The following is a 21,621-nucleotide window of genomic DNA, read 5'->3' as shown; positions in this document are numbered from 1 at the left end:
TTACACAAAAAACTTAAACAGTGGTCGCATAAAATACAGGGTGTCTGCACACCCTGTATTTAGTTTGTTTTAAATATAAGCTTATTGATTAAATCAGCTTTTGATTAAAATCCGGTTTTTCCTGCCAGGGATTGCTCATAAGCCTGAACCATCTGTTTAACCATGTGACCGCCAACAGCGCCACAATCTCTTGAAGAAATGTGTCCCCAGTATCCGCCTTGAATTTGTCCGGATATGCCAACTTCATTTGCCATTTCATACTTGAATTGGTCCATGGCATTTTTAGCCTGAGGGACTACCAGCTTATTGCTTTTTTGTCCAGCGCCCATTATATCACCTCCTATTGGTGATAGTATTTGTTATCGCCAAAACAATATGCTGTATTATTAACGGAAGTTCAGTGTAAATTTGTCTTTTTTTTATCTTTTATGTAAAGGTACATAAGGTTTTTGACTAAGCACACTTCTATAGGCGGGGCGCATAATTGTTTTAACTGTTACCAGTTCCTCTATTCTGTGGGCACACCAGCCCGGTACCCGTGCAATGGCAAAGAGAGGGGTGCATAGGTCTATGGGAATGTTTAGCATACTGTATACAAAACCTGAGTAAAAATCAACATTAATACAGAGATTTTTGTTTGATTTTTTGACCCTGGAAAACACTTTTGGTGCCAATTCCTCAATTGCCAAGTATAGATTGTATTCATCTACCTTGTTTTTCTCTTCCGCCAGTTCAAAGGCTTTCTTTTTCAGTAGTTCGGCCCTGGGATCAGAAATTGTATATATGGCATGCCCCAGACCATAAATGAGTCCTGATTTATCAAAGGCTTCCCGAGTTAGAATTTTTTCCAGATACCATTCTAATTTATTCCGGTCATTCCAATCCGAAACATTTTGCTTGATATTTTTCATCATTTCCATTACTTTTATATTTGCCCCGCCGTGTTTAGGGCCTTTAAGTGATCCTAAAGCCGCTGCTATTGCAGAATAAGTGTCTGTCCCGGTTGATGATACTACACGAGTTGCAAAAGCGGAATTGTTACCTCCGCCGTGTTCAGCATGAAGTACTAGGGACAGGTCAAGAATATCTGCTTCTGTTTTACTGTATTTACCGTCCGGGCGAATCATCAGAAGAAAATTTTCTGCTGTTCCAAGAGTCGGGTCAGGTTTATGAATAAACATGCTCTCATCCTTATGGTAATGAGCCATTGCCTGATAGCCATATGCTGCCATGGTAGGAAACCGTCCGATTAATTCAATACTCTGTCTGAGGATATTTTTCAGCCTTGTATCATCTGGGTTGGGATCATATGAGTAGCTGGCCAGAACACTCCTGGCCAGTTTGTTCATTATGTTTTTACTGGGAGCTTTAAGAATCATGTCCCTGAGAAAGCCTTCAGGGAGTATCCTGTAATCGTTGACCATTTGAGTAAACTTCTCAAGTTCTTCTGCATTAGGGAGCTCACCGAAAAGCAGTAAATAACATACTTCTTCAAAACCATGGCGCTGTTCTTTTTGAAACCCGGCAACCAGGCTCTTTACATTGATGCCGCGATATGTAAGCCTGCCTTCAACAGGGACTTTTTCGCCTTCATCTATAACATATCCATGAACATTCCCGATTTCTGTAAGGCCAACCAGTACACCGGTCCCATTGCTGTTTCTAAGGCCTTTTTTCACGTCATATCGGGCATAATTTTCACTTTTTATTTTATTATTTTTTTTGGCCAGTGCTGCAAGTTGGTCAATAAATTCAGGGTTATGATTAGTCATTATAAATATACCTCCGTAACATATGCTGTTGAATAATTTTGAAAATTTACTTAAAGTTTATATATTTTCTTCCTTAATACCCTGTACTCCTCTTTTTTGCATAATAAGTCTCTCGGAAATTCGAGATTCTTTATATTCACGGCTTTGCGCCTTTTTGTTATCCAGTTTTAAATTTAAATGGAGGAAAGAGTAGTAAAAAGTAGAAAAAATTAAGATAACTGTTTTACATAGCAAAGGGTAATTTCCGTGAGGAGGATGTCAAAAGTGCTTAGATTTGTGAAGAAACTCTTTACTTTGCCGATATTATTTATTGTATTTACTATGGCTGGGGCGACAGGGGCTTTTGTGCCTTTTCAGATTTCTTCGTTCAGTGACCCCTTACTGGCTAAGTATACGGGTGCTAATGGAATAGAGATTTTAAGTTACCATCCTCAATGGACAGACCAGGACAAACTAAAAACAGTTTGGGATGAGTTGATGAGAAATGAGCATTTTGAGGAGATTGAGTTATTCAATAGAGTAAAAATATATCAGGGGAACTACAGTAGTATGTATTATGGCGGTATTGAGACAATAACATGGCCAGATGGACGAACGGAGAAAAGATTTTCAGCAGACAACGAAATAATATATTTTCCGGATTCCGATGTAAATGAAGAAAATGCTATGGCTGTAACCCTTGCACACGAATATGGCCATCATTTTACGATATATCATTTATTTAATCAGGAAAATATTGACTTTCATGAAAATTGGCAGTACTCGCGCTACGCTAAATTAAGGGGACTGCTGAATAACGAAAACGTTAACGCAGATCGCAATGCTGAACACAAGTGGCAGCCTGTCGAGATAGCCACTTCCGACTATATTCAGTTGTTTGGTTCACCTAATGCCAGGAAAATCTTTTATTTTGACGACCAGCCTGAAAGAACGGAAACTATTCGTTTCGGTACAACAATGTATAACATTTATCCACAGGAGAATATTTACCTGCCTTTGGCTGCACAAACTCCAGGTCTTTATGAATACTGGCTGCAGCTCGCAGGTCAGCCTGCAGAAGGCTTAAACCAGGCGCCTACGATTCCTGTTTTGGCACTTACCAGAAAAAGGTATGGTGAGTATACTACTCCGTATTATACTTTTCAGTGGAGTCGAAGCCTGGATGATAAGGACAATCCTCTTACATATACCCTGCTGGAATATCGTTCACTTGATGACCGGCTGGGTCAGCCAATAGCTGTGGTTACCGATAGGTATGCCGCTGAACGACTGCTTTACGTTGAAGACAGTGGTATCAGGTATTACCGCTTGTTGGTTTCTGACCCTGAGGGCTTTATAGTATCATCCAATATATTGAAGGTAAATCTGGATCACCCCGATTTTCAGGAACCGCCTTCGGACATTATGTTTCGTGATGTTCGTGGCAGTTATTGGGCGGAAAGCTCAATCCGTTTTCTTGTAGAAAAGGGCATTTTACAGGGATATACAGATAATTCATTTAAGCCGGAGAACCGGATAACCAGAGCTGAATTTGCCGTTATCCTTTGTAAAGCGCTTGGTATTGAGCCCGCGGAAGACGGCCCCGGCTTCAGAGATGCTGCAGCATTTAGCGATACTGCCGGGCATTGGGCCGGTGCATATATTACGGCGGTAAAGGAAGCAGGATTGATTCAAGGATACAATGACAACACCTTTGGGCCAGATATGCCTATAAGCCGTGCCGAGACAGCCGTCGTATTGGGAAAGGCTCTGGAGGTGGAAGTGTCGCTAACTGATATGGAACCAGGATTTGTTGATATAAAGAACCATTGGGCAGAAAAAGAAATTCTTCAAATTACAGGCAGGGGCATAATGAGCGGGTATCCGAACGGCACCTTCAACCCCGAGGGGAAACTTACCAGGGCGGAAGCGGCCGCAGTTTTAGCCAGGGCTGTGATTCGCTAATCAGAAAGGAGTTCTTACAGTGAGTGTTTTTGACGGAAAAAGGCTTCCAGCAGGGTTTTTTCAGATTGATACTGAGAGGCTAAGAGAAGGCTGGTATTCTGATGCTTATTTTTTAAATACTGAAATGATTTTAACGACCCTTGCAGAAGAGGGCTACAATTTCAATGGAATGAGTGACATCATTGAAATCGATAATATCAATAATATTAATGGAATAAGCCCAGTCAATTTAAATAATGGGGATATAATTGTTGAGATGCAGTTTTTTACCCGGAGGCGGCCTTTCAGCCTTATTGCCGGTACAGATGAAGCAATTGCCATACTTCGGGAATGCACCGGGTATTTTAATGATAAGGGGCAGTTTGTCAATACGTATCATACCATGGAAGTTGAGGCAGCAATGGACGGAGTTGTTAATTTTTATGAAGGGAATCCTAAAGAAGTAAGTCCTATTATGAAGATTAAGGGAAAGTACAGGGATTTTGCCAGGCTGGAGACTCCTATCCTGGGTGTTCTAACTGAGAGTACAAGGATTGCTACAAATGTTTATAACGTCCTGGCTGCTGCCGGAGGGAAGGATATTATGTTTTTCCCGGCGAGGTTTGCTCATTACAAAGTACAGGAAATGCATGGTTACGCATATGCGCTGGCAGTCAAAGCATATAACCAAAAGTACGGAAAAAGCAGCCGGGCAATTGTTTCCACCAATGCTCAGGGGAACTGGTGGGGAGCCCATGGCGGCGGCACGGTTGCCCATGCCTCAATTGCTTGTTTTTTGGGTGATACGGCTGAGACAATGATGCAGTTTTGCCGTGTTGTTCCCCAGGAAGTGCCGCGGATAGCACTGGTGGATTTTCATAATGATTGTGTTGGTGATACCCTGAAAGTAATGGAGAAAATGTTTTTGGCTTTCCTAGAATTATATCAGGCCGGCCGGTATAATGAAGCCGAAAAATACAGGCTGTTTGGTGTAAGACTTGATACATCAGGGAACATGCGGGATGTATCCATACCACCACTTGGTGACAAGAATTTGGATTGTGGTGTTAATCCCAGGCTGGTATGGAATGTCAGGAACGCCATAGACAGGGCTTATGAGTCCTGGGATTTTCCCGATAGTTATGCAGAACTGGCCAAGGCTTGGTGTCAACAGGTAAAAATAATTGCCACCGGCGGCTTTGATGCTGCAAAAATCAGTCGCTTTGAAGAAATGCGTGTTCCTGTCGATATTTATGGAGTAGGTTCCTCGTTTTTGGAAAACAGTAATGTAAATAATACAAAGAATGACTTTACGGCTGATATCGTAAAAGTCAAAATAGATGACAAATGGTATGACCTCAGTAAAGTGGGGCGCAGGTCTTGCAGCAATCCTGACCTGGGGCTGGTTGGTGGAATTTAGCCATAAATTTAAAAAACATTTACATATGTAAAATATTATAGTTGCTATATAAAAAAACTGCTGATATAATTATTTACAGACGTAAACAATTTACATGAGTAATATACTTTGCCGGCAGGTGAACTAAATGTATCCATATCAGGAATTCAGCGAACTTTTCCCACAGGTAATGGTTTATATGGGACCGAAAATTTATGGGGATGCAGATATTACCGCTCAGCAGTTTCGGGTCCTGCGAATAATCGGTAGCGGGCCCGTTACGGTAGGGGAAATATCAAATCACATCAATAGTAAACTGCCTGCTGCTGCCAGACTTATCAGAAGAATGGAAATCAAAGGCTGGATACTTAAAAGACAGGATGAACATGACAGGCGGGTTTTTTGGCTGGAACTGACATCTGAAGGCAGAAAATTCATGGAAACACTGGGCCGGCGCAGGGATAGGGTTATTGCAGAAATGTTCGAAAAACTATCATCAGAAGAACAGGAAACTATAGTGAAGGGAATAAAGCTGCTGCTTAGATCACTGTCTTATGAATAACGGGTTTTAGCCCTGTATTTGGGATAAAATAAAATGAAAAGTGCAAAAGAGTGATGAGGAGGCGCAAGTATGCAAAATGATCGATTTTTAAAGGCATGCAGGAGAGAAGAAGTTGATTATACCCCGGTTTGGCTGATGAGGCAGGCTGGCCGGTATATGCCTGAATATATGGAGATCAGACAAAAATATGATTTTCTTACCATGTGTAAAACACCTGACCTGGCAGCTGAAGTTACTCTACAGCCGGTAAACAGGATAGGTGTGGATGCCGCAATATTGTTTGCCGATATTTTGCTGCCATTAGAGGGCATGGGAATTGAACTGGCTTTTGCAAAAAACGAGGGGCCGGTTATTTCCAACCCTGTCAGGACCGAAAAAGATGTTCAACAAATTCGTATTCTTGAAGCTGAAGAAGCAACCCCATATGTTTTGGATGCCATACGTTTAATACGCAGGGAGCTTGATGGAAGGGTCCCGCTGATTGGGTTTTCCGGGGCACCGTTTACTATTGCCAGCTACATTATTGAAGGTGGCGGTTCCAAGGATTACAAGAATTGCAAGTCAATGATGTGGCAGGCTCCTGATGTATGGGATTCTTTGATGAAAAAAATATCTGAAGTCCTGCTGAAATATCTCAAGGCCCAGATAAAGGCAGGGGCCCAGGCTGTGCAAATGTTTGATTCATGGGTAGGGGCGCTCTCTCCTGGTGATTATCAACAATATGTCATGCAGCATTCAAAATATGTCCTTGACGGTCTGAGGGATGAGGGTGTCCCGGTAATCCATTTTGCCAATAATGCTTCTTCAATGCTGGAACTGGTTGCTGCGGCAGGAGGAGATGTTATTGGCCTTGATTGGAGAATAAACATTGATGATGCCTGGAAACGGATTGGTTATGACCGGGCTGTACAGGGGAACCTTGATCCCTTTACATTATTTGCCCCTCCCAAATTGATAGAAGAAAAAGTCAAAAAAATACTTGATATGGCCGGCAACAGGCCGGGCCACATATTTAACTTGGGTCACGGTATCAATAAGGAAACCCCTGTTGAAAATGTAATCGCCCTTGTGGAGGCTGTTCATAAGTATAGCCGCCGTTAACCAGATTCCACGGTCATATCCGCAGCCTATACCGTGGAGGGAAAAAACAAAAAGAAGGTTTGATGTGAGGAGGAATTTAGTTGAGTACCTGTACTACCGGTGTGCTGCTCATGGCATTTGGAGGTCCTGATTCCCCGGAAGCTATAGAGCCGTTTATGAAAAATTTAATGGGCCGGACACCTGCTCCTGAGTTGGTAGAGAAGGTAACAGCCCGTTACGGGTTGATTGGAGGCCGCTCCCCGCTGCCTGATATAACAAGGGAACAGGCCAGGCAACTTGAGCAGTACCTGTGTGCAGGCAGTGGAAATTACAAGGCGGCAGTCGGCATGTGCCATTGGCATCCCTTTATCAAGGAAGGTATCAGTGAATTACTTGATAATAAAGTGGATAAAATAATCGCGATAAGTTTGGCGCCATTTTACTCAAAAGTAAGTACCGGTGCTTATCAAGCAGAACTGGACAAGGCAATTTCCGAAATTAAAAGCAACTCGTCCGGTGGACCGGGATTTCCGGAGGTTGTTGCAGCAGGACCGCTGTACGATAACAGCTTGTTTATAGATGCGGTTGCCGAGAAGCTTGTTCAGGGGCTGGAATACTTCTCAGAAGATAAAAGATCAGATATTCCGGTTGTTTTCAGTGCCCATTCACTTCCGGTCGACTATATTAAGGAAGGTGACCCTTATGTGGAACAGTTTGAATATGCGGTGAATAAGGTTGTGAATAAACTTCATCTCAGTAAATGGCACATTGCATATCAAAGCAAGGGGGGCGGCACCGGAGAATGGCTGGACCCAATGGTGGAGGAAGTTATGGAACGCCTTCGGGAAGATGGATGCAGGGATGTCCTGGTAGTTCCTATCGGGTTTGTTTCAGATCATATTGAGACACTTTATGATATTGATATAGCCCAGAAAAACCACGCTCGATCAATTGGGCTGAATTTCCACAGGACTGCTGCGCTTAACACCGGAGAACTCTTCATTAAAGCCATGGCAGATATAGTTTTGAGGAAGTTGGACCGGTAAAGTAATTTTACTATGAAATTGGGGTGGTTGGTAATGAAAAAGGTAATCGTGATAGGTGGGGGAATCACCGGATTGTCAGCTGCATACATGCTGCAAAAGGCTGTGGAGTCAGGAAAACAGGTGGATTATCTCCTGGTTGAAAAGGACAATCGTCTCGGCGGCAAAATCTGGACAGAAGAGATAGACGGATATATAGTGGAAGGCGGGCCTGACTGTTTTCTCTCAGATAAACCCGGTTGTTTTGACATGGCCAGGGATACAGGAATAGAAGAACGTATAATCCCCAGTAATGATGCCAGTAAGCGGACTTATGTTTTTGCTGATAAAAAGCTGAACAGGCTTCCTGATGGGCTGATGGGTCTTGTGCCAACTAAACTGGTGCCTTTTGCAGTCAGCCCTCTAATTTCATGGCCAGGTAAAATACGTATGGCTATGGACCTTTTTATCCCCAAAAAGCAGACAGATGAAGACGAGACCCTGGGCAGCTTTGTGAAACGCCGCCTTGGCAAGGAAGCGCTGGACAAAATAGCAGAGCCCTTGATCGGAGGCATTCACGCCGGGGACCCGGATAAGATGAGCCTTAAGGCAACCTTCCCCAGGTTTATTCAGATGGAACAGAATTATGGGAGTCTTCTTAAGGCAATGCTGGCAGGTCGTCGGAAGATGCCTCAAGCCAAGCCGCTGGAACCCGGAAAGCCAAAAAAGACCTTTTTCATGACTTTTATTGGAGGCATGGGAGAGCTGACAGATACAATGGCATCTAAACTGGATTCAAAAAAAGTTCATACCGGTAAAGCTGTAACACATATTGAGAAGAAAACTGATGGGGGCTATGTGGTTCATATTGACGGCATGGGACCGGTTGCTGCTGATGCGGTGATCCTGACCGCGCCGGCTCATGAAGCGGCTAAAGTTGTTACAGATATTGATAAAACCATGTCGGAAAACCTGGCAGAAATACCTCAGGCTACATCGGCTACAGTGAATCTTGCTTTTAGGCGTTCTGATATCAATAAAACAATCGATGCCTTTGGCTTTATAGTACCTATTTCTGAAGGAAGGAAAATCAAAGCCGGGACTTATAGTTCAACAAAGTGGGACTACCGCACCCCGGATGATGACCATGTACTCATCAGGGCTTTTGTTGGTGGGGCGATGAACCAGGAACTGGTGTTTTTGAATGATGAAGAAATGTTGAAAATGGTACTTGATGAATTGAAGGATATTATCGGTCTTACCGCTGCTCCGGTAATGCATAAAATTTTCCGGTGGGTCAAGGGTATGCCCCAGTATACAATTGGGCATCTCGACAGGGTGGCTGATATCGAGGCCAGAACTGCGGGAACCCCCGGGTTTTATGTTGCCGGCGGCTCTTACCGGGGAGTAGGTGTCCCTGACTGCATCAATGTAGGGAAAAAAGCCGCTACAGATGCTTTGGCATATCTTAGCAAATAAGAAAATATAAATTCAATATTTTTATTAAGGGCGTCCCAATTCACACGTTGAATGGGGCCCTTTTTTTGTGCCAAAGCAGGAATTAAAGCATTAGAGGAGAATATATTATGCAATGTAGTACGTAATAAGAACGTACGTATCTCTGTTTTTGGAGTGAGCATTATGAGCAGAAAAATAAGAATTGCATCGGTGCTTGCAGCTGCATTGGTGCTGTCAGTAATATCATGCGTGATTTTTATTAATCCTGCGCAAACATCGGGTCACTTTGGCAACCCTCATGGGAATTATCTCAGGGGGACCGGTGAGTGTGCCAAGTGCCATTCAGCCCACAGCGCCACGTCAAGTTATTTGCTCATGGCTGGCACAGAGAGGGAGATGTGTTATGCATGCCATGACAGCGGTAACGGCAGTCCCAATATCAGAGGGCAGTTTGGCGAAAACACCATTGGCAGTTCGGTATATTCGGCTATGGGTGGTTCATTTCACCCTGTGCCCACAGGGGGCCAGCTTTGCACTACCTGTCATAACCCTCATCTGACCCCGGGGTCTACCCCTGCTCTTCTGGCAGTCGGGGATGCTGTGTATTCTTCAGGGAATGATGTATGTGGCAATTGTCACGGCAGTGACAGTATCCTGCCTGGAGGGGATATGTTGACGGCATTTATAGGCACTGCCCATGATGTGGATATGAATTCTCCATCATCAGGAACTGAGATAAAATGTGCCCGATGCCACCAGCCCCACGGATCGCCATATGACTACCTTATAAGGACGAGCATTACAGACCAGGACGGTTCTTCCCACCTGGTGACGGGAAATAATAACACAGTATGTTTTGGCTGTCATTCTGATGAACTTGGAAAATTTTCCGGAAGTGATGTGTATGATGCTGTTTATCATGGAACAAAAACATCTTCCACTGTTGCCCTTACAGTCTATTCCGGTACTGAATATGGCGCCGGAGAGTGTTTGAACTGTCATGAACCCCATGGTAAAACCGGAGTCTCTTTTTACAGGAGGGCAGAAGGGAATACCCTTTGTATAACTTGTCATGACGATAGTTCTGTTGCCCGTCCGGCTGATTATTCATATCGTGGTATTGATGTTTACGATAATACCCCACATGGCAGCGTCACTGCTGATAATATGCCTGTTTCTTACACTTATACGATGAATACTGAAGGCTCTGCAGCTTGGGAGTCTGCCGGGGCCGTAGAGCAGGCGCCGACGCCATCTGCTCCCGGAAGTTCTGCCGGTGCAACTCAGTTGGGTAATGTCAAGAATACAGACTCTGTTTTTTGGTCCACAGACCTCACTGCTATTCAGGATAATTATAATTATCAAATTTATAAGTTCCATGTTAGCCAGGATTTGTCAGATGTCAGGAAGCTGGTTGGTAAATGGAAAGGATATGGTGAACCTACATCCAACCATCCGACTGACCTGCTGATATGGAACAAAACCGGGTTGAGCTGGGAACAACTGGCAAGCGCCCAGTTGGGTGACCCCGGTAATCCGGGCACCTTGACATGGACTGTTACCTCAGGTTTTGAAAACTATTTAGATAACAATAATGATGTCTATATACTTGTCAGGGCCAAGCATGACAATACCCCCCCGGTTATTTCACCAGGCTGGGGCCCTTTGTATAATACGGCTTCTCGCTGGAACGAGATAGGATGGACAACTGATGAAAATGCCACTTCCTATGTGGATTATGGCAGTACCACTGAATATGGAAATACGGTTGGTACTGGCAGCCTGGTGAAATCACATGCTGTCAGATTATCCGGGCTTACTGCGGGCCAGACCTATTACTATCGCATACGTACTACTGATGCATTAGGTAATGAAGCCCAGCAGACAGGTTCTTTTGTTTCTAAAAGCGGAGCACCGATTCTGCATACTATAGCTAATCAGGAGCAGGAAGCAAACTATATTTTTACGATTAATTTTGCCTGGGACCCGGTAATTGACCCTGATGGAAACCCGGTAAATTATGATATACAAATAAGTACTGCATCTAATTTTTCTGCTATTTATAAACAATTACTTGATACAAGTGCTGCCAACTGGTCAACAACAGTTACTCATGTTGGAAATGATGTGCCAAATGCCTGGTACTGGCGCGTGAGGTCCAAAGACAGCTATGGCTCAATTTCAGATTGGTCGGCAGGCAGTTTTCAGACCTTGGCCTGGTCCTGCCCTATTTTATATACCTGGGATGGGGAAAAATTTCGTTTTATTACAGATATAGTGGCAGGTTCCAATATAGGCCTGGAAAAGGCACCGGGAAAATATTTAGTTCCAACACCAAATGAACAAGTTACTATCCCCGGAGAGATGCTCAAAGAAAAAGACGGGAAATATATCATTAAAATAAAAAATGAACAAAATGAAGTTGATTATATTGATAACATTGTCCTTCAGGCAGTTGACCATCCCATTGGCACAAAAATAGCTCTGAATGATTTTGTTCGGAATAAAGAGCCATATAAAATTTACACCTATAGTGAAAATGTAAAACCTGTCAAAAGGGCAACTTACATAAAAAACCCCTCCTGGTCAGGTGGCGAAATCAGTCCGCCTGTTGATGTCACGGAATTAGTCCGCAAAATTGACAACCGGCACACCAGCGGGTCATTATTTGACGATAATCAGTATGAACTGGACCTTGGTGACTTGAGCGGCGCTGAAGAAATTAAGCTGGTTATAAAAGGCTGGACAGAATTTGCCACCTCTGAGGAAAGGGCGGAGCGGGTAGAAAAAGATGCTGAAGGAACCAAGACAGCTCCCAGGCTTCTGGAAATCCTTCAGCCAGACGGGTCCTGGCAGAGTGAAGTAATCATGCACATTCCGGGCTATACTAAAACAGCGGTTATTGACCTAACAGGGAAGTTTCCTGCCGATACTTCAAAGTACGTAGTGCGTCTCAGGGGATTATACCGTCCGCATATTGATTTTATCGGTATAGACACAACTAAACAGGCAGATATGAAATTACTCGGTCTGGAAATGCTGGAAGCTGACCTTTGCTATGACAAGCCATCCAGTTATACCAAGTACCCAGCACCAAATTTTGATTATGAAAACAAACGTTCTTTCGGGTTATGGGTCCATGAAGGCAAATTTACCAGGTATGGTGATGTCCTGCCGTTGATCGAACAAATTAACGACAAGCTGGTAGTAATGGATACAGGGGATGAGCTTACAGTCTCCTTTAGGGCCTTGTCCCCGCCAGCTTCTGGCATGACACGTTCTTTTGTTCTGAAACCATGGGCCTATTACAAAGAGTTATCAGAAGCAAAAGTAGACCCAATGCCCTTCAGGGCAATGGATATCTCATTATATCCGGATTCACTCGGGGAATATCCTGATGAACTGAAAGAGTATGTAGCAGAGTGGAATACCAGGGAACATAAACCGGAGACCGGTACATTGACTAAGTTCAAAAATTTTATCATTAATTTGTTTGCAAAATTGCAGCAAACCTGGGTCATAATATTCAACAGCTTTTCAGGCGGGCCAGCCTTAAAAACACAAAATGCTGTAAGCGAAAACAGCGGGCATTTCTCTCTAAATACCGATTACATAGAAATGGAAGTGTTGGCTGTAGACTATTCCATTCCTAACGGTTATTGCGGTATCTGCCATAACCCGCACGGTAAAGTTGACGGGAGCGGAAACGTAATTCCAAAACAGTTGCAGGAAGGCGTGGATTCAAGCTGTTTTGGAGGGGGACTGGGATGCCACAGTGATCCAGCTAATTCTGCCGCACTTATCGATATTGAGGAAAGGTTCACCACAGGGTCAAACGCAACGGCCCGGCACAGCATAGACCTCACAGAACAGGAGACCGCAGGAACCCGGATTCAGTGTGTCAACTGTCATGACCCGCATTTGAATGATGCTGCAAATAAGACTGTAGACCCGGATGACCGTTATACAGCGCTAGATATGTGGGTTGACAGGGGGATTGAAGATTATATTTATAGTGACGGAACCCTTTATGTGCTGGCAAAATCCAAACACGACGGGACCCCTCCGGTAATAAGCAATACATCCAATACGGTCAATAACGACGTGTACAGTGCAACAATAACCTGGACGGCTAACGAGAGGTCTACTAGACAGGTAGAATGGGGGACCACTGTCGGCGAATACATCTACACAGAAGGCAGTTCCTCAACTTTATACGGGTCGTCAACATTGGCATCACACTCTGTAACCCTAAGTAATTTAGAAACCGGTGTGAATTATTACTACCGGGCTAAATGTGCTGATGCTCTTGGAAACACATCTTATTCAGAAAGCGGAATAATCAAACTTTCAGCTCCGCCGGGAGCGCCATCCAGTTTACGAAACATCCCCCAGCCCTTGCCGGTGGGTATTCAGACACAGGCTGTTCGTTTGGAATGGGATCCGGCTTTGGACCCCGATGGGGACCAGTTAAGATACCGTGTTTCATTAACTAATCAGAGTACCTCGCAGACAGTTAATTCCGGTTGGCTGCCTGTGAGCCAGACCTTTTGGGAAACCAGTGTGGCCAACCTTAATCTCAATACTTATGAATGGAAGGTTCAGGCAAAAGACATATATGGTACTGAAGGTCCTTACTCCTCTGTGGCAAATTTTGAGCATGACGGTGGTGCATCCTGTCCCAACCTTTATGTATGGAACGGAAAGAAGTATGAGTTTATCACAGACCTTGCGGGGTCAGATGTTGGGCTTGAAGTTAGGCCCGGTAAGTTTGCCGAAATTTTTCCTGACCTCCCTGTCCCTATTCCCTGGAACAAACTCCAGGAAAAAGACGGGCAATATATCATCAAATTAAAATCGGAGCGAGATGAAGTAGATTACATTGATTATGCAGGTCTTCAGGCTGTTGACCACCCTGAGGGCACCAGGATTGCCATCAATGATTTGGTCAGGGGCAAACAATCTATCAAGATTTATTCCTACGGCGCTGATGTTAAACCTGTCCGGAAGGCTACTTATGTTAATAACCCTGTCTACAGCGGGGGGGAACCCACGGCTCCGGTGGATATCACCGAATTAGTCAGCAAATTAGATAAAAAGCATGCAAACGGGTCATATGGGGATGATAATCAGTTCACCTTTGACCTTGGTGATTTAAGCGGCGCAGGGGAAATTAAACTGGTTATTACCGGTTGGACTGAATTTACCAGTTACTTAGAGCGAAAGGCAGATAGAAAGCGAACAGATGATAAGAAAGCCCGTCATTACCTGGAAGTTCTCCAACCTGACGGCACCTGGCAGCGGGAGGATATAAAGCAGATTAATGGGATGACCAAGACATCTGTAATAGACCTTACAGGCAAATTTGGGAAAGGAACAAAGAAATACATTGTCAGGCTTAGGGGAATGCACAGGCCTCACATAGATTTCGTGGGGGTTGATACAACAGCCCAGGCCAAGCTGAAGATAACCGATTTGGAGATTTTGGAAGCCAGCCTGGACTACCATGGTGTATCAAAATCGGTCAAATACCCGGCCCCATACTTTGATTACTATCAACTTTTTGATGATGTAACATTGCATGAAGGTAAATTTACCAGGTACGGTTTTGTTAGACCGCTGGTGACAGAGGTTGATGATAATCTGGTAGTTATGGATTCCGGTGATGAGCTGACTGTCAGTTACAAAGCACTTCCGCCCCCGCCACCGGGAATGACAAGGACGTTTATTCTCAAACCCTGGGTTTATTATAAAGAGTATGAACTGGCAAAAGCAGAGCCGTTGCCGTTCCGAGGGATGGATATGTCCCAACTCCCCGGTTCACTTGGTGAGTATCCGGATGAACTGAAAAAATACAATAAAGAATGGAATACAAGGGACCATAGTATTGAATTGAGTTTTTGGCAAAAAGTCATAACATATTGGAAGAACTTCGTCAAGGTGGTAAAAAACCAAATAGCGAAGCTGGAATATGTGATAAAAACATCAATAAAGATAGTATCGGCAAAAACACCGTTAAAAGTTAGTAGTTACAGGGTCTTAAAGGGAGTTGACCCAGAAGAGCCTGTCAAGCTGCCTGACCACTATTCACTAAATACCAACTATATATCTGTCAGCATTGGCGTAAATACAGGGAGCGGAATACCGTATTACCCCAATTCCCCCACATCAGAGGCGTGGGAAAGCAATACTATGCCAACTTTTGAAACTCCCGGATTCTCTGCTGATAGTACTCAGAAAAATAGTGCTTCAGCACTTGACGGAAACAACTGGTCAACAGACCGGGCCTCATCTGAAGGTGCTTATAACTACCAGCTTTATAAGTTCCTGTTTAATGAACCCCTTTCTTCAATAAACCGCTTATCCGTCAAATGGGTAGGATATGGTGAACCTACACCGAATCATGAAACTGCAGTATATATATGGAATTTTGCTACCCAGTCCTGGCAGCAGCTGGGCACAGGACAATATAATACAGATACTGCGGTTACATTATTCAGAAACAAAGAAAACTCTGATTTCTGTAACAGGTGTCATGACAATGTGGCCCCATCCGGTGTTGAAATGGGAACATCACCACCGGCTGATATTTCGGCCAGTGCCGTCAACGACTACCATGGCGATTATGTGGGCACCGGAGACCATTTGCTGGGTCCGTATGAAAAGGGAAACAGGCTAGCCTGTGATGACTGCCATGACCCTCATGGGAGTGCAAATATTTACCACTTAAGGGAAACGGTAAACGGCAATTCCGGGATATCGGTAACTCAGGCTGATGGTACCGGAGCCAAACCCTTCTGCCAATCATGCCACTCAGGGGACATAATAGATGACTGGCATGAGTCCTGTAAAGACTGCCATAATGGTTGGTCAGGAGATATTGAGATGGGTTGGGGCGGGGAGTTTCATGAATTCCCAGCGATTTTAGCGGAGTCAGATATATCAAATTGTTTCAGGTGCCACGGTCATAATAAAAAATGGTATGGAGAGGCTGGGTGCAATGCATGCCATAGTTGGAAGACCCATGATTATCAAAAAAGTTTTTAAACAACATTATAGATGGGAGTGTCCCATAATTAAAAATTTATGGGGACACTCCATTTTATTCGGGCCAATTACCTTACAAACCTTCAACAAGGTAGGGTTGGATACGGTCCGGGGTGGTCAGCCGGATACTGGGGCTGTTGTAGTCCCAGAACTTACAAAAGGTTTCCTGGGTCAGGCTTCCGGCTCCCGGAACAGGCATTTCAAGAATGGTCTTATACTGGTAAATAAAATTATCATCTATCCCGATCCATGTTGTATAAACCATTACAGCCTTGTCCAAAAGGCTTTGGGAGTAGCTGTCAGCAGGCAGTTTGATGTCTTCAGGCAGCAGTTTGGCTATTTCCGAACCTTTTAACTTAGCCTGCAGAACCAGGCAGCGCCGGCCCATTATTGTTTCATTTGGAAGCTGCCGCATTTTTTCTGCTGCACCGGTAAGTTTTTCAAAACCTGCAAAGGGGTCGAGGGGAACTTGGTCAGACCCGGCATGCCGCCATTTTCCATTTTGATTGATATACGTTAGGTTATTCCACCGGTAATAACTATATTTCTGCTGCAGGATACTGGCATCAATGATAAAGCCTTTATCACGGTCAACAGTCCCTTGATTGAACATGCTGGTGGCCTTTCTTTTTTGTATTTTTGAGGAGGTCCAGCCTTGGAACCAGAATTTCCGGCCTTCACGCCCCGTTTTAGCAGCGGCATTTTCCAGTAGTTCCGCAGTATCTGCCGGGTCAAGTTGTACTGTTTGAGCATTTTCCGGCACAGTGCCTTGAGGCATAATTTTGGGTCCTGATTTATAAGTACACCCACCTAAAAAACCAAGTGTTATCACAATGAGAAGAAATGGCAATACATTTTTATAACGGTCTTTTAATCTAACTATTAGACCTGAGAGTGCCAGCAGCAGTGTCAGACCGTAAAGCATTGGAACAACCGGAAGATGGTGTTTTTCCAGCACCATGACTACATGCTTTTTATAGAGGTAACCTGCCAGTTCATTATTCTTATCACCATCTACATCTGCTGCAGTGAGGTTAATCATTCCAGAGAATACCCGCCACTGTTGCTTCAGTCCCTGGGGGGTATACTCATAACCTGTCATATAGCGTGTCCGGTTATTGCGGACATTGCTCTTGGAAAGTGCGATAATATGCGGCTTAGTGCTAGGGCCCAGGGAAGCATAGCCCTCAAAACGAAAGCTGTCATCCGTGCTGGCCCAAAGGACCTTCCATTCACCAGTATCATCCAGTTTCAGTATCCTCGCTTGTTCGATATTTAGCATGAGTTCATCAATACCGTCTGAATCCACGTCAGCCAGCAAAGCTTCGGCGCTGCTGATGTCAGGTATCTGAGTGTTAGTGATTTGGTTAACCAGCTTAACTTCACCGGAGCTGTTTATGTCATAAACCTGGAGCTTTGTCCCCAGGACCACTACTTGGGCCGATGTACCGTTAATCATTTGCCCGGCGCTAAGAATAGCGGTGGCTTCAGTGGATGCAGAGAATTCTTTTCTGGAAAAAGTCCCTCTTAACTGTGAATTGATTATTTCGGCCGAAAGTTGCCAGGGTTCGTTAATTTTCAGAGATGATACCGGAACTGCTTTTTCAGGTGCTGTGCCCTTCTGATATGTCGTGCTCTTTAACAAGCGGTCCCAGCTTTCCTGTCTCGTTCGTATACTTTCTAAACTGAGGGCCAGGTTATAAAATGGAGCATCTCCAAAACGCATAGTTTTGTTGATGATTTTATCTACAGAGGCCAGGGGATTCAGATATTGTTTAAGGGCATTCTCTGATTGTTTCCAGTTTGTAGTATAATAAGGGAAATTGATATAATCCCGTGCTATGGTTTGTACCAAGAGTTTTTCGGAATAGGCGTTATTGTTTAATTGTTCAAAAGTTTGCCCGTTCCAGCCAAAAACCAGGTATTGATTATTTTCATTTAACAGCAAGCTGTTTTTACGGTTTTCACCGGAGCTGTCCTGATACGCATTTTCTACTGCAGCTAAGTTCCCTTGGGTAATAATCTCTGATTTTCCGTCACGGTTTAAGTCAGCTGATAAGAGCGGGAAATAATCAACTGTGTTGTCCTGCTGGTAAAGAACAGGGCTGTGCCACTTAACATAAAACTCACTCCAGAGAGGCACCTCATCAAGGGTGATACTGAGGTTTATTGCTAGAGCTACCAGGAACACTGTAAGAAAATTGATGGGTGTAATCCGGCCTAGTATCCGGCCGGTAAACCCCAGAATGATGAAAATCGTCAGTACCCCTAGTATCCTCAGATACCATTCCAAGTGTGAGATATTATCCAGGGCCCTGACCATTAGCAGAAATGTAAGGCCTAACACCATTAAGCGTATACGGTGGCCAGGAGGCAGCGCAAAAACCAACAGTGCGGTAATACCTAGAGAAGCAATGATACCGTAAATTGACCAGTCCAGGATGGATGGAATTATGAGCAATTCATAAAATAGAAATAGGTACAAGGCAAATAGTATGTATATTAAGGTATTTAATATAAATTTGGCTGGTTTATTCATTGTCCGCACCTCCCGTAACCGTTTCATTATAGGGCATTCCTGCTAGGAGGCCTGCTGTTAACCAGAAATATGTACTTAGATAAGGTATTTCAAATATGTTCTCAACTCCGCTGTGAAAAATCACTGCCAGGAGCCCGGTGAAAATACCGGCGGCAGCGTATCGCCAGCGCGGGTCGGAAAGGGCTTGCCAGGCGCGGCAGCCCTGGTGCAGAACCATGAAAATGAGCCAGAGGAACAGCCCTAGGCCAACTAATCCGGTTTCGGCAAGGGTTTTCATATAATAGTTATCAACCGAAGGGGTCCCGTAAGCCCGGTCTGCCACAGCACCGCCGTAATGTCCCAGGCCTGTGCCGAACAACGGCTCAAGGGTCATCTGGTCATAAGCGTCCAGCCATCTTTTAATGCGGCCGCTGGCAGCACTTTTAGACATATATTCAGGGGTAAAGAGATAAGAAATCCGGTTACTGACTGCCGGTACAAACAATACTATTAAAACTGCAGCCATAACTCCGGCAACCAGCAGCCGCCGGTCAAAGATAACCCCAATTACCGCCAGGGCGAAAGCAAAAGCAAGCCAGGCTCCCCTGGTTCCGGTAAACAACAGGCATAGCACCATCAGTCCTGCGGCAATCAGCCACAGAACTCTCTTTGACCAGGTTTTTTCAAATGCCGCCAGACCTAAGGCAATAGGGGCCAGGAATGCCATGTGGCCCGCAAGGGCATTTGGGCTGTTGATAATTGAAAATGCCCTGGTACGCACGGCTTCACCTGCATCTACCCAGCGTCCCGGCATAGGGACACCGGCAATATATTGCCAGATGCCGTGGATAGCCAGTACGCTCCCCAAAATAATAGCAAGAGTCAGCAGCAGTTTGGCATCTTCATTATTATGTATCAGGTAAAAGGCAGTGAAAAAGACCAACATATACTGGAACATGGCCCGGTAGCCCTCTATGTTGATTTTCAGGTCGGTAAGTTTCAAAACCAGAAGAGCCAGGCCGGCTGCCATCACAAGAACCATTACCCTGGCAATCTTAGTTGACCTTTGCGGAGGATGGAAAATCATTTTGAGACAAAGCACCATGATAAGCATAACCAGAGTAAGCTCGTCCCATAATGAGCCGAGAACGGGGATGGGTAAAATATTGCGGAGCACATAATCAATCCCGGGGTAAAGCATCATTAGGGAAAGCAAGGTAATTACAAATCTGTCTGTCAGGGACCGTTTTTTGAACCAGACCATTTTAATCCTCCGTTTATTGTATATTATCCTTAGTTTTTATCACCTGAACAATTATATCATAGGATGCGGCGGCTCACAATTACAGCCTGCTCATCATGTTGTAAAGTTCTGTTTCGTTATCAACAAGGATTTTGTCGAGTTCTCCGATACATTCTTCAAAAAGACAAATTTTTTCTCCCAGTACAGAAAATATTTTTTCTTCAATAGTGCCCTTCATGATAAAGTTATATATATATATACTGCTTGATTTTTGCCCGATACGATCAATACGGCCTATTCGCTGTTCAACTTTCATTGGGTTCCAGGGCAGGTCAAAATTGACAATGACATCACAGTACTGGAAGTTTAGACCCTGGGAACCGGAATCAGTACAAATCATAACAGAGATATCCCTTTTTTCAAACAGGTGTTTTACCCATTCTTTCTGGTTCCTCCCCAGTTTCCCATTGAAGAGAACAAACCTGATATTTTTCATCATCAGGTAACGCGCAATATAGTATTGTGTCTGGATGTATTCTGTGAAAACAAGAATTTTCCCCTTGTGGTTTTTGAGAATCATATCCAGATGGTTAAGCTTTGCTGAGATTTCGCATTTCTCTAATAGGCTGAGGATTTCTGTATCCCCCTTTTTCTGCAAGGTATCATAAAGGGCCGAATAACTGCTGCAGAATTCTTTACATAACAGCAGTGACAAGAAAGTACCAGGATATAGTTTAATCCGGTTATAGATTTCTCTGTCCAGTTCGTTAGTTTCTACCGGAATCAGGCTGACTTTGCGAGCGATGTTTTTGACTCCCAGTTCGCGGGTCAGATTTCGAATCATTACATCCTGAAGTTTTTCCCGCATTTCACTTATCAGTGATTTGGGATTCAGTTGATAATGATTCAGGAAACTATGGTAATCCGGAAAAAGCTCCGGTTTCAGGAGGCACACTAAGTTATATACCTCTTCAAGTTTGTTATGCAGTGGTGTTGCTGTAAGCAGGATAAGCCCGGTAGTATGGAGCTTTGAGACAAATGTCCAGTTCCCGGTTTTCCTGTTTTTGAGCTTGTGGGCTTCATCTATGACTACCAGGTCGTATTTATTTTCCAGGATAAGCTGGCTGTGTTCTTCTCTTTTAGCTTTATCCAGGGAACCGATGACAAAGTTTCCGGACCATGCCCAGGGACCTTTGCGGCTGACCCAGAAATTAAGCCCGAATTTTTCGTTTAATTCTGACCACCATTGCTGGACAAGTGATGCCGGGGTAAGCACCAGGATTTTTTGTGCCTGTCCTGTTGCAATCATTTCTTTGATAATTAGCCCTGCTTCAATGGTTTTACCCAAACCTACTTCATCGGCAATCAGGGCACGGCAGTTCATGTGCCGCATGACTTTTATGGCAGTTTGGACCTGGTAAGCATGGGGTTCAAAAGGTAGTGCAGTAAGACATGCTAACAAAGGAATACCTCCTTATTATGCGTTAATCCTATGGCTAAAGTAAGCTGTTAATAGTATGGCTGTTTATGTATGGTACAATAGGAGGTAAGTTGTAGATGGAATGGTGAAGCTGTCCAAATGGTAATACTTAAGCAT

General features: G+C 44.2%; 12 protein-coding genes. 7 read left to right on the top strand and 5 right to left on the bottom strand.

What is annotated here, in order from left to right; all coding sequences use genetic code 11:
* Positions 1 to 104 precede the first annotated feature (104 nt).
* Together ABFY19_RS11705 and ABFY19_RS11700 are read right to left on the bottom strand one after the other, a co-directional pair.
* Positions 105 to 329: a small, acid-soluble spore protein, alpha/beta type gene (locus ABFY19_RS11705; RefSeq protein WP_418790824.1), complete on the bottom strand. Its 225-nt coding sequence runs from the start codon at positions 327 to 329 to the stop codon at positions 105 to 107.
* Positions 330 to 419: 90 nt separating this feature from the next.
* Positions 420 to 1,772: a citrate/2-methylcitrate synthase gene (locus ABFY19_RS11700; protein WP_418790823.1), complete on the bottom strand. Its 1,353-nt coding sequence runs from the start codon at positions 1,770 to 1,772 to the stop codon at positions 420 to 422.
* A 264-nt stretch (positions 1,773 to 2,036) separates the two neighbouring features.
* Here ABFY19_RS11700 and ABFY19_RS11695 point away from each other — a divergent pair, with 264 nt between their 5' ends.
* The 7 genes from ABFY19_RS11695 to ABFY19_RS11665 all read left to right on the top strand — a co-directional run bounded on the left by ABFY19_RS11695 (position 2,037) and on the right by ABFY19_RS11665 (position 16,263).
* Positions 2,037 to 3,716: an S-layer homology domain-containing protein gene (locus tag ABFY19_RS11695; RefSeq protein WP_418790822.1), complete on the top strand. Its 1,680-nt coding sequence runs from the start codon at positions 2,037 to 2,039 to the stop codon at positions 3,714 to 3,716.
* Between the two features lie 19 nt (positions 3,717 to 3,735).
* Complete coding sequence (locus ABFY19_RS11690) at positions 3,736 to 5,115, top strand: nicotinate phosphoribosyltransferase (protein WP_418790821.1); 1,380 nt, start codon at positions 3,736 to 3,738, stop codon at positions 5,113 to 5,115.
* A 127-nt stretch (positions 5,116 to 5,242) separates the two neighbouring features.
* On the top strand, positions 5,243 to 5,656 hold the full coding sequence (locus ABFY19_RS11685; protein WP_418790820.1) for a MarR family winged helix-turn-helix transcriptional regulator: 414 nt from the start codon (positions 5,243 to 5,245) through the stop codon (positions 5,654 to 5,656).
* A gap of 69 nt (positions 5,657 to 5,725) precedes the next feature.
* Entirely contained in the window at positions 5,726 to 6,757 is a 1,032-nt protein-coding gene (gene hemE, locus ABFY19_RS11680; protein ID WP_418790819.1) for a uroporphyrinogen decarboxylase, read from the top strand.
* Positions 6,758 to 6,837: 80 nt separating this feature from the next.
* Entirely contained in the window at positions 6,838 to 7,782 is a 945-nt protein-coding gene (hemH, locus tag ABFY19_RS11675; RefSeq protein ID WP_418790818.1) for a ferrochelatase, read from the top strand.
* Between the two features lie 33 nt (positions 7,783 to 7,815).
* On the top strand, positions 7,816 to 9,237 hold the full coding sequence (gene hemG / locus ABFY19_RS11670; RefSeq protein WP_418790817.1) for a protoporphyrinogen oxidase: 1,422 nt from the start codon (positions 7,816 to 7,818) through the stop codon (positions 9,235 to 9,237).
* A gap of 162 nt (positions 9,238 to 9,399) precedes the next feature.
* Positions 9,400 to 16,263 carry a cytochrome c3 family protein gene (locus ABFY19_RS11665; protein ID WP_418790816.1) on the top strand — a complete coding sequence of 2,288 codons (6,864 nt, stop codon included), beginning with the start codon at positions 9,400 to 9,402 and terminating at the stop codon, positions 16,261 to 16,263.
* Positions 16,264 to 16,336: 73 nt separating this feature from the next.
* Here the strand turns inward: ABFY19_RS11665 and ABFY19_RS11660 are convergent, their stop codons facing one another.
* From ABFY19_RS11660 to ABFY19_RS11650, 3 genes are all read right to left on the bottom strand, one after another.
* Positions 16,337 to 18,802, bottom strand: coding sequence for a hypothetical protein (locus tag ABFY19_RS11660; RefSeq protein WP_418790815.1), 2,466 nt, complete (start codon positions 18,800 to 18,802; stop codon positions 16,337 to 16,339).
* Positions 18,795 to 20,045, bottom strand: a complete 1,251-nt coding sequence (locus ABFY19_RS11655; RefSeq protein WP_418790814.1) for an O-antigen ligase family protein — start codon at positions 20,043 to 20,045, stop codon at positions 18,795 to 18,797. Before ABFY19_RS11655 ends, ABFY19_RS11660 begins: the two co-directional genes overlap by 8 nt.
* Positions 20,046 to 20,124: 79 nt before the next feature.
* Positions 20,125 to 21,486 (bottom strand): DEAD/DEAH box helicase, encoded by a 1,362-nt coding sequence (locus ABFY19_RS11650; RefSeq protein ID WP_418790813.1) that lies wholly within the window; start codon positions 21,484 to 21,486, stop codon positions 20,125 to 20,127.
* Positions 21,487 to 21,621: the final 135 nt, after the last annotated feature.

Source organism: Phosphitispora sp. TUW77 (genome assembly GCF_048453025.1).
In the GTDB taxonomy this organism is placed as follows: Bacteria; Bacillota; Thermincolia; order Thermincolales; family UBA2595; genus Phosphitispora.
Note: the sequence above shows the minus strand (reverse complement) of the source record. Positions and strands in the feature narration are given on the sequence as shown.

What these genes read in the sequence shown, in the direction of transcription:
- ABFY19_RS11705 (WP_418790824.1), bottom strand. Translation starts at nt 329, where the DNA reads ATGGGCGCTGGACAAAAAAGCAATAAGCTGGTAGTCCCTCAGGCTAAA.
- ABFY19_RS11700 (WP_418790823.1), bottom strand. Translation starts at nt 1,772, where the DNA reads ATGACTAATCATAACCCTGAATTTATTGACCAACTTGCAGCACTGGCC.
- ABFY19_RS11685 (WP_418790820.1), top strand. Translation starts at nt 5,243, where the DNA reads ATGTATCCATATCAGGAATTCAGCGAACTTTTCCCACAGGTAATGGTT.
- hemE (WP_418790819.1), top strand. Translation starts at nt 5,726, where the DNA reads ATGCAAAATGATCGATTTTTAAAGGCATGCAGGAGAGAAGAAGTTGAT.
- hemG (WP_418790817.1), top strand. Translation starts at nt 7,816, where the DNA reads ATGAAAAAGGTAATCGTGATAGGTGGGGGAATCACCGGATTGTCAGCT.
- ABFY19_RS11665 (WP_418790816.1), top strand. Translation starts at nt 9,400, where the DNA reads ATGAGCAGAAAAATAAGAATTGCATCGGTGCTTGCAGCTGCATTGGTG.
- ABFY19_RS11660 (WP_418790815.1), bottom strand. Translation starts at nt 18,802, where the DNA reads ATGAATAAACCAGCCAAATTTATATTAAATACCTTAATATACATACTA.
- ABFY19_RS11655 (WP_418790814.1), bottom strand. Translation starts at nt 20,045, where the DNA reads ATGGTCTGGTTCAAAAAACGGTCCCTGACAGACAGATTTGTAATTACC.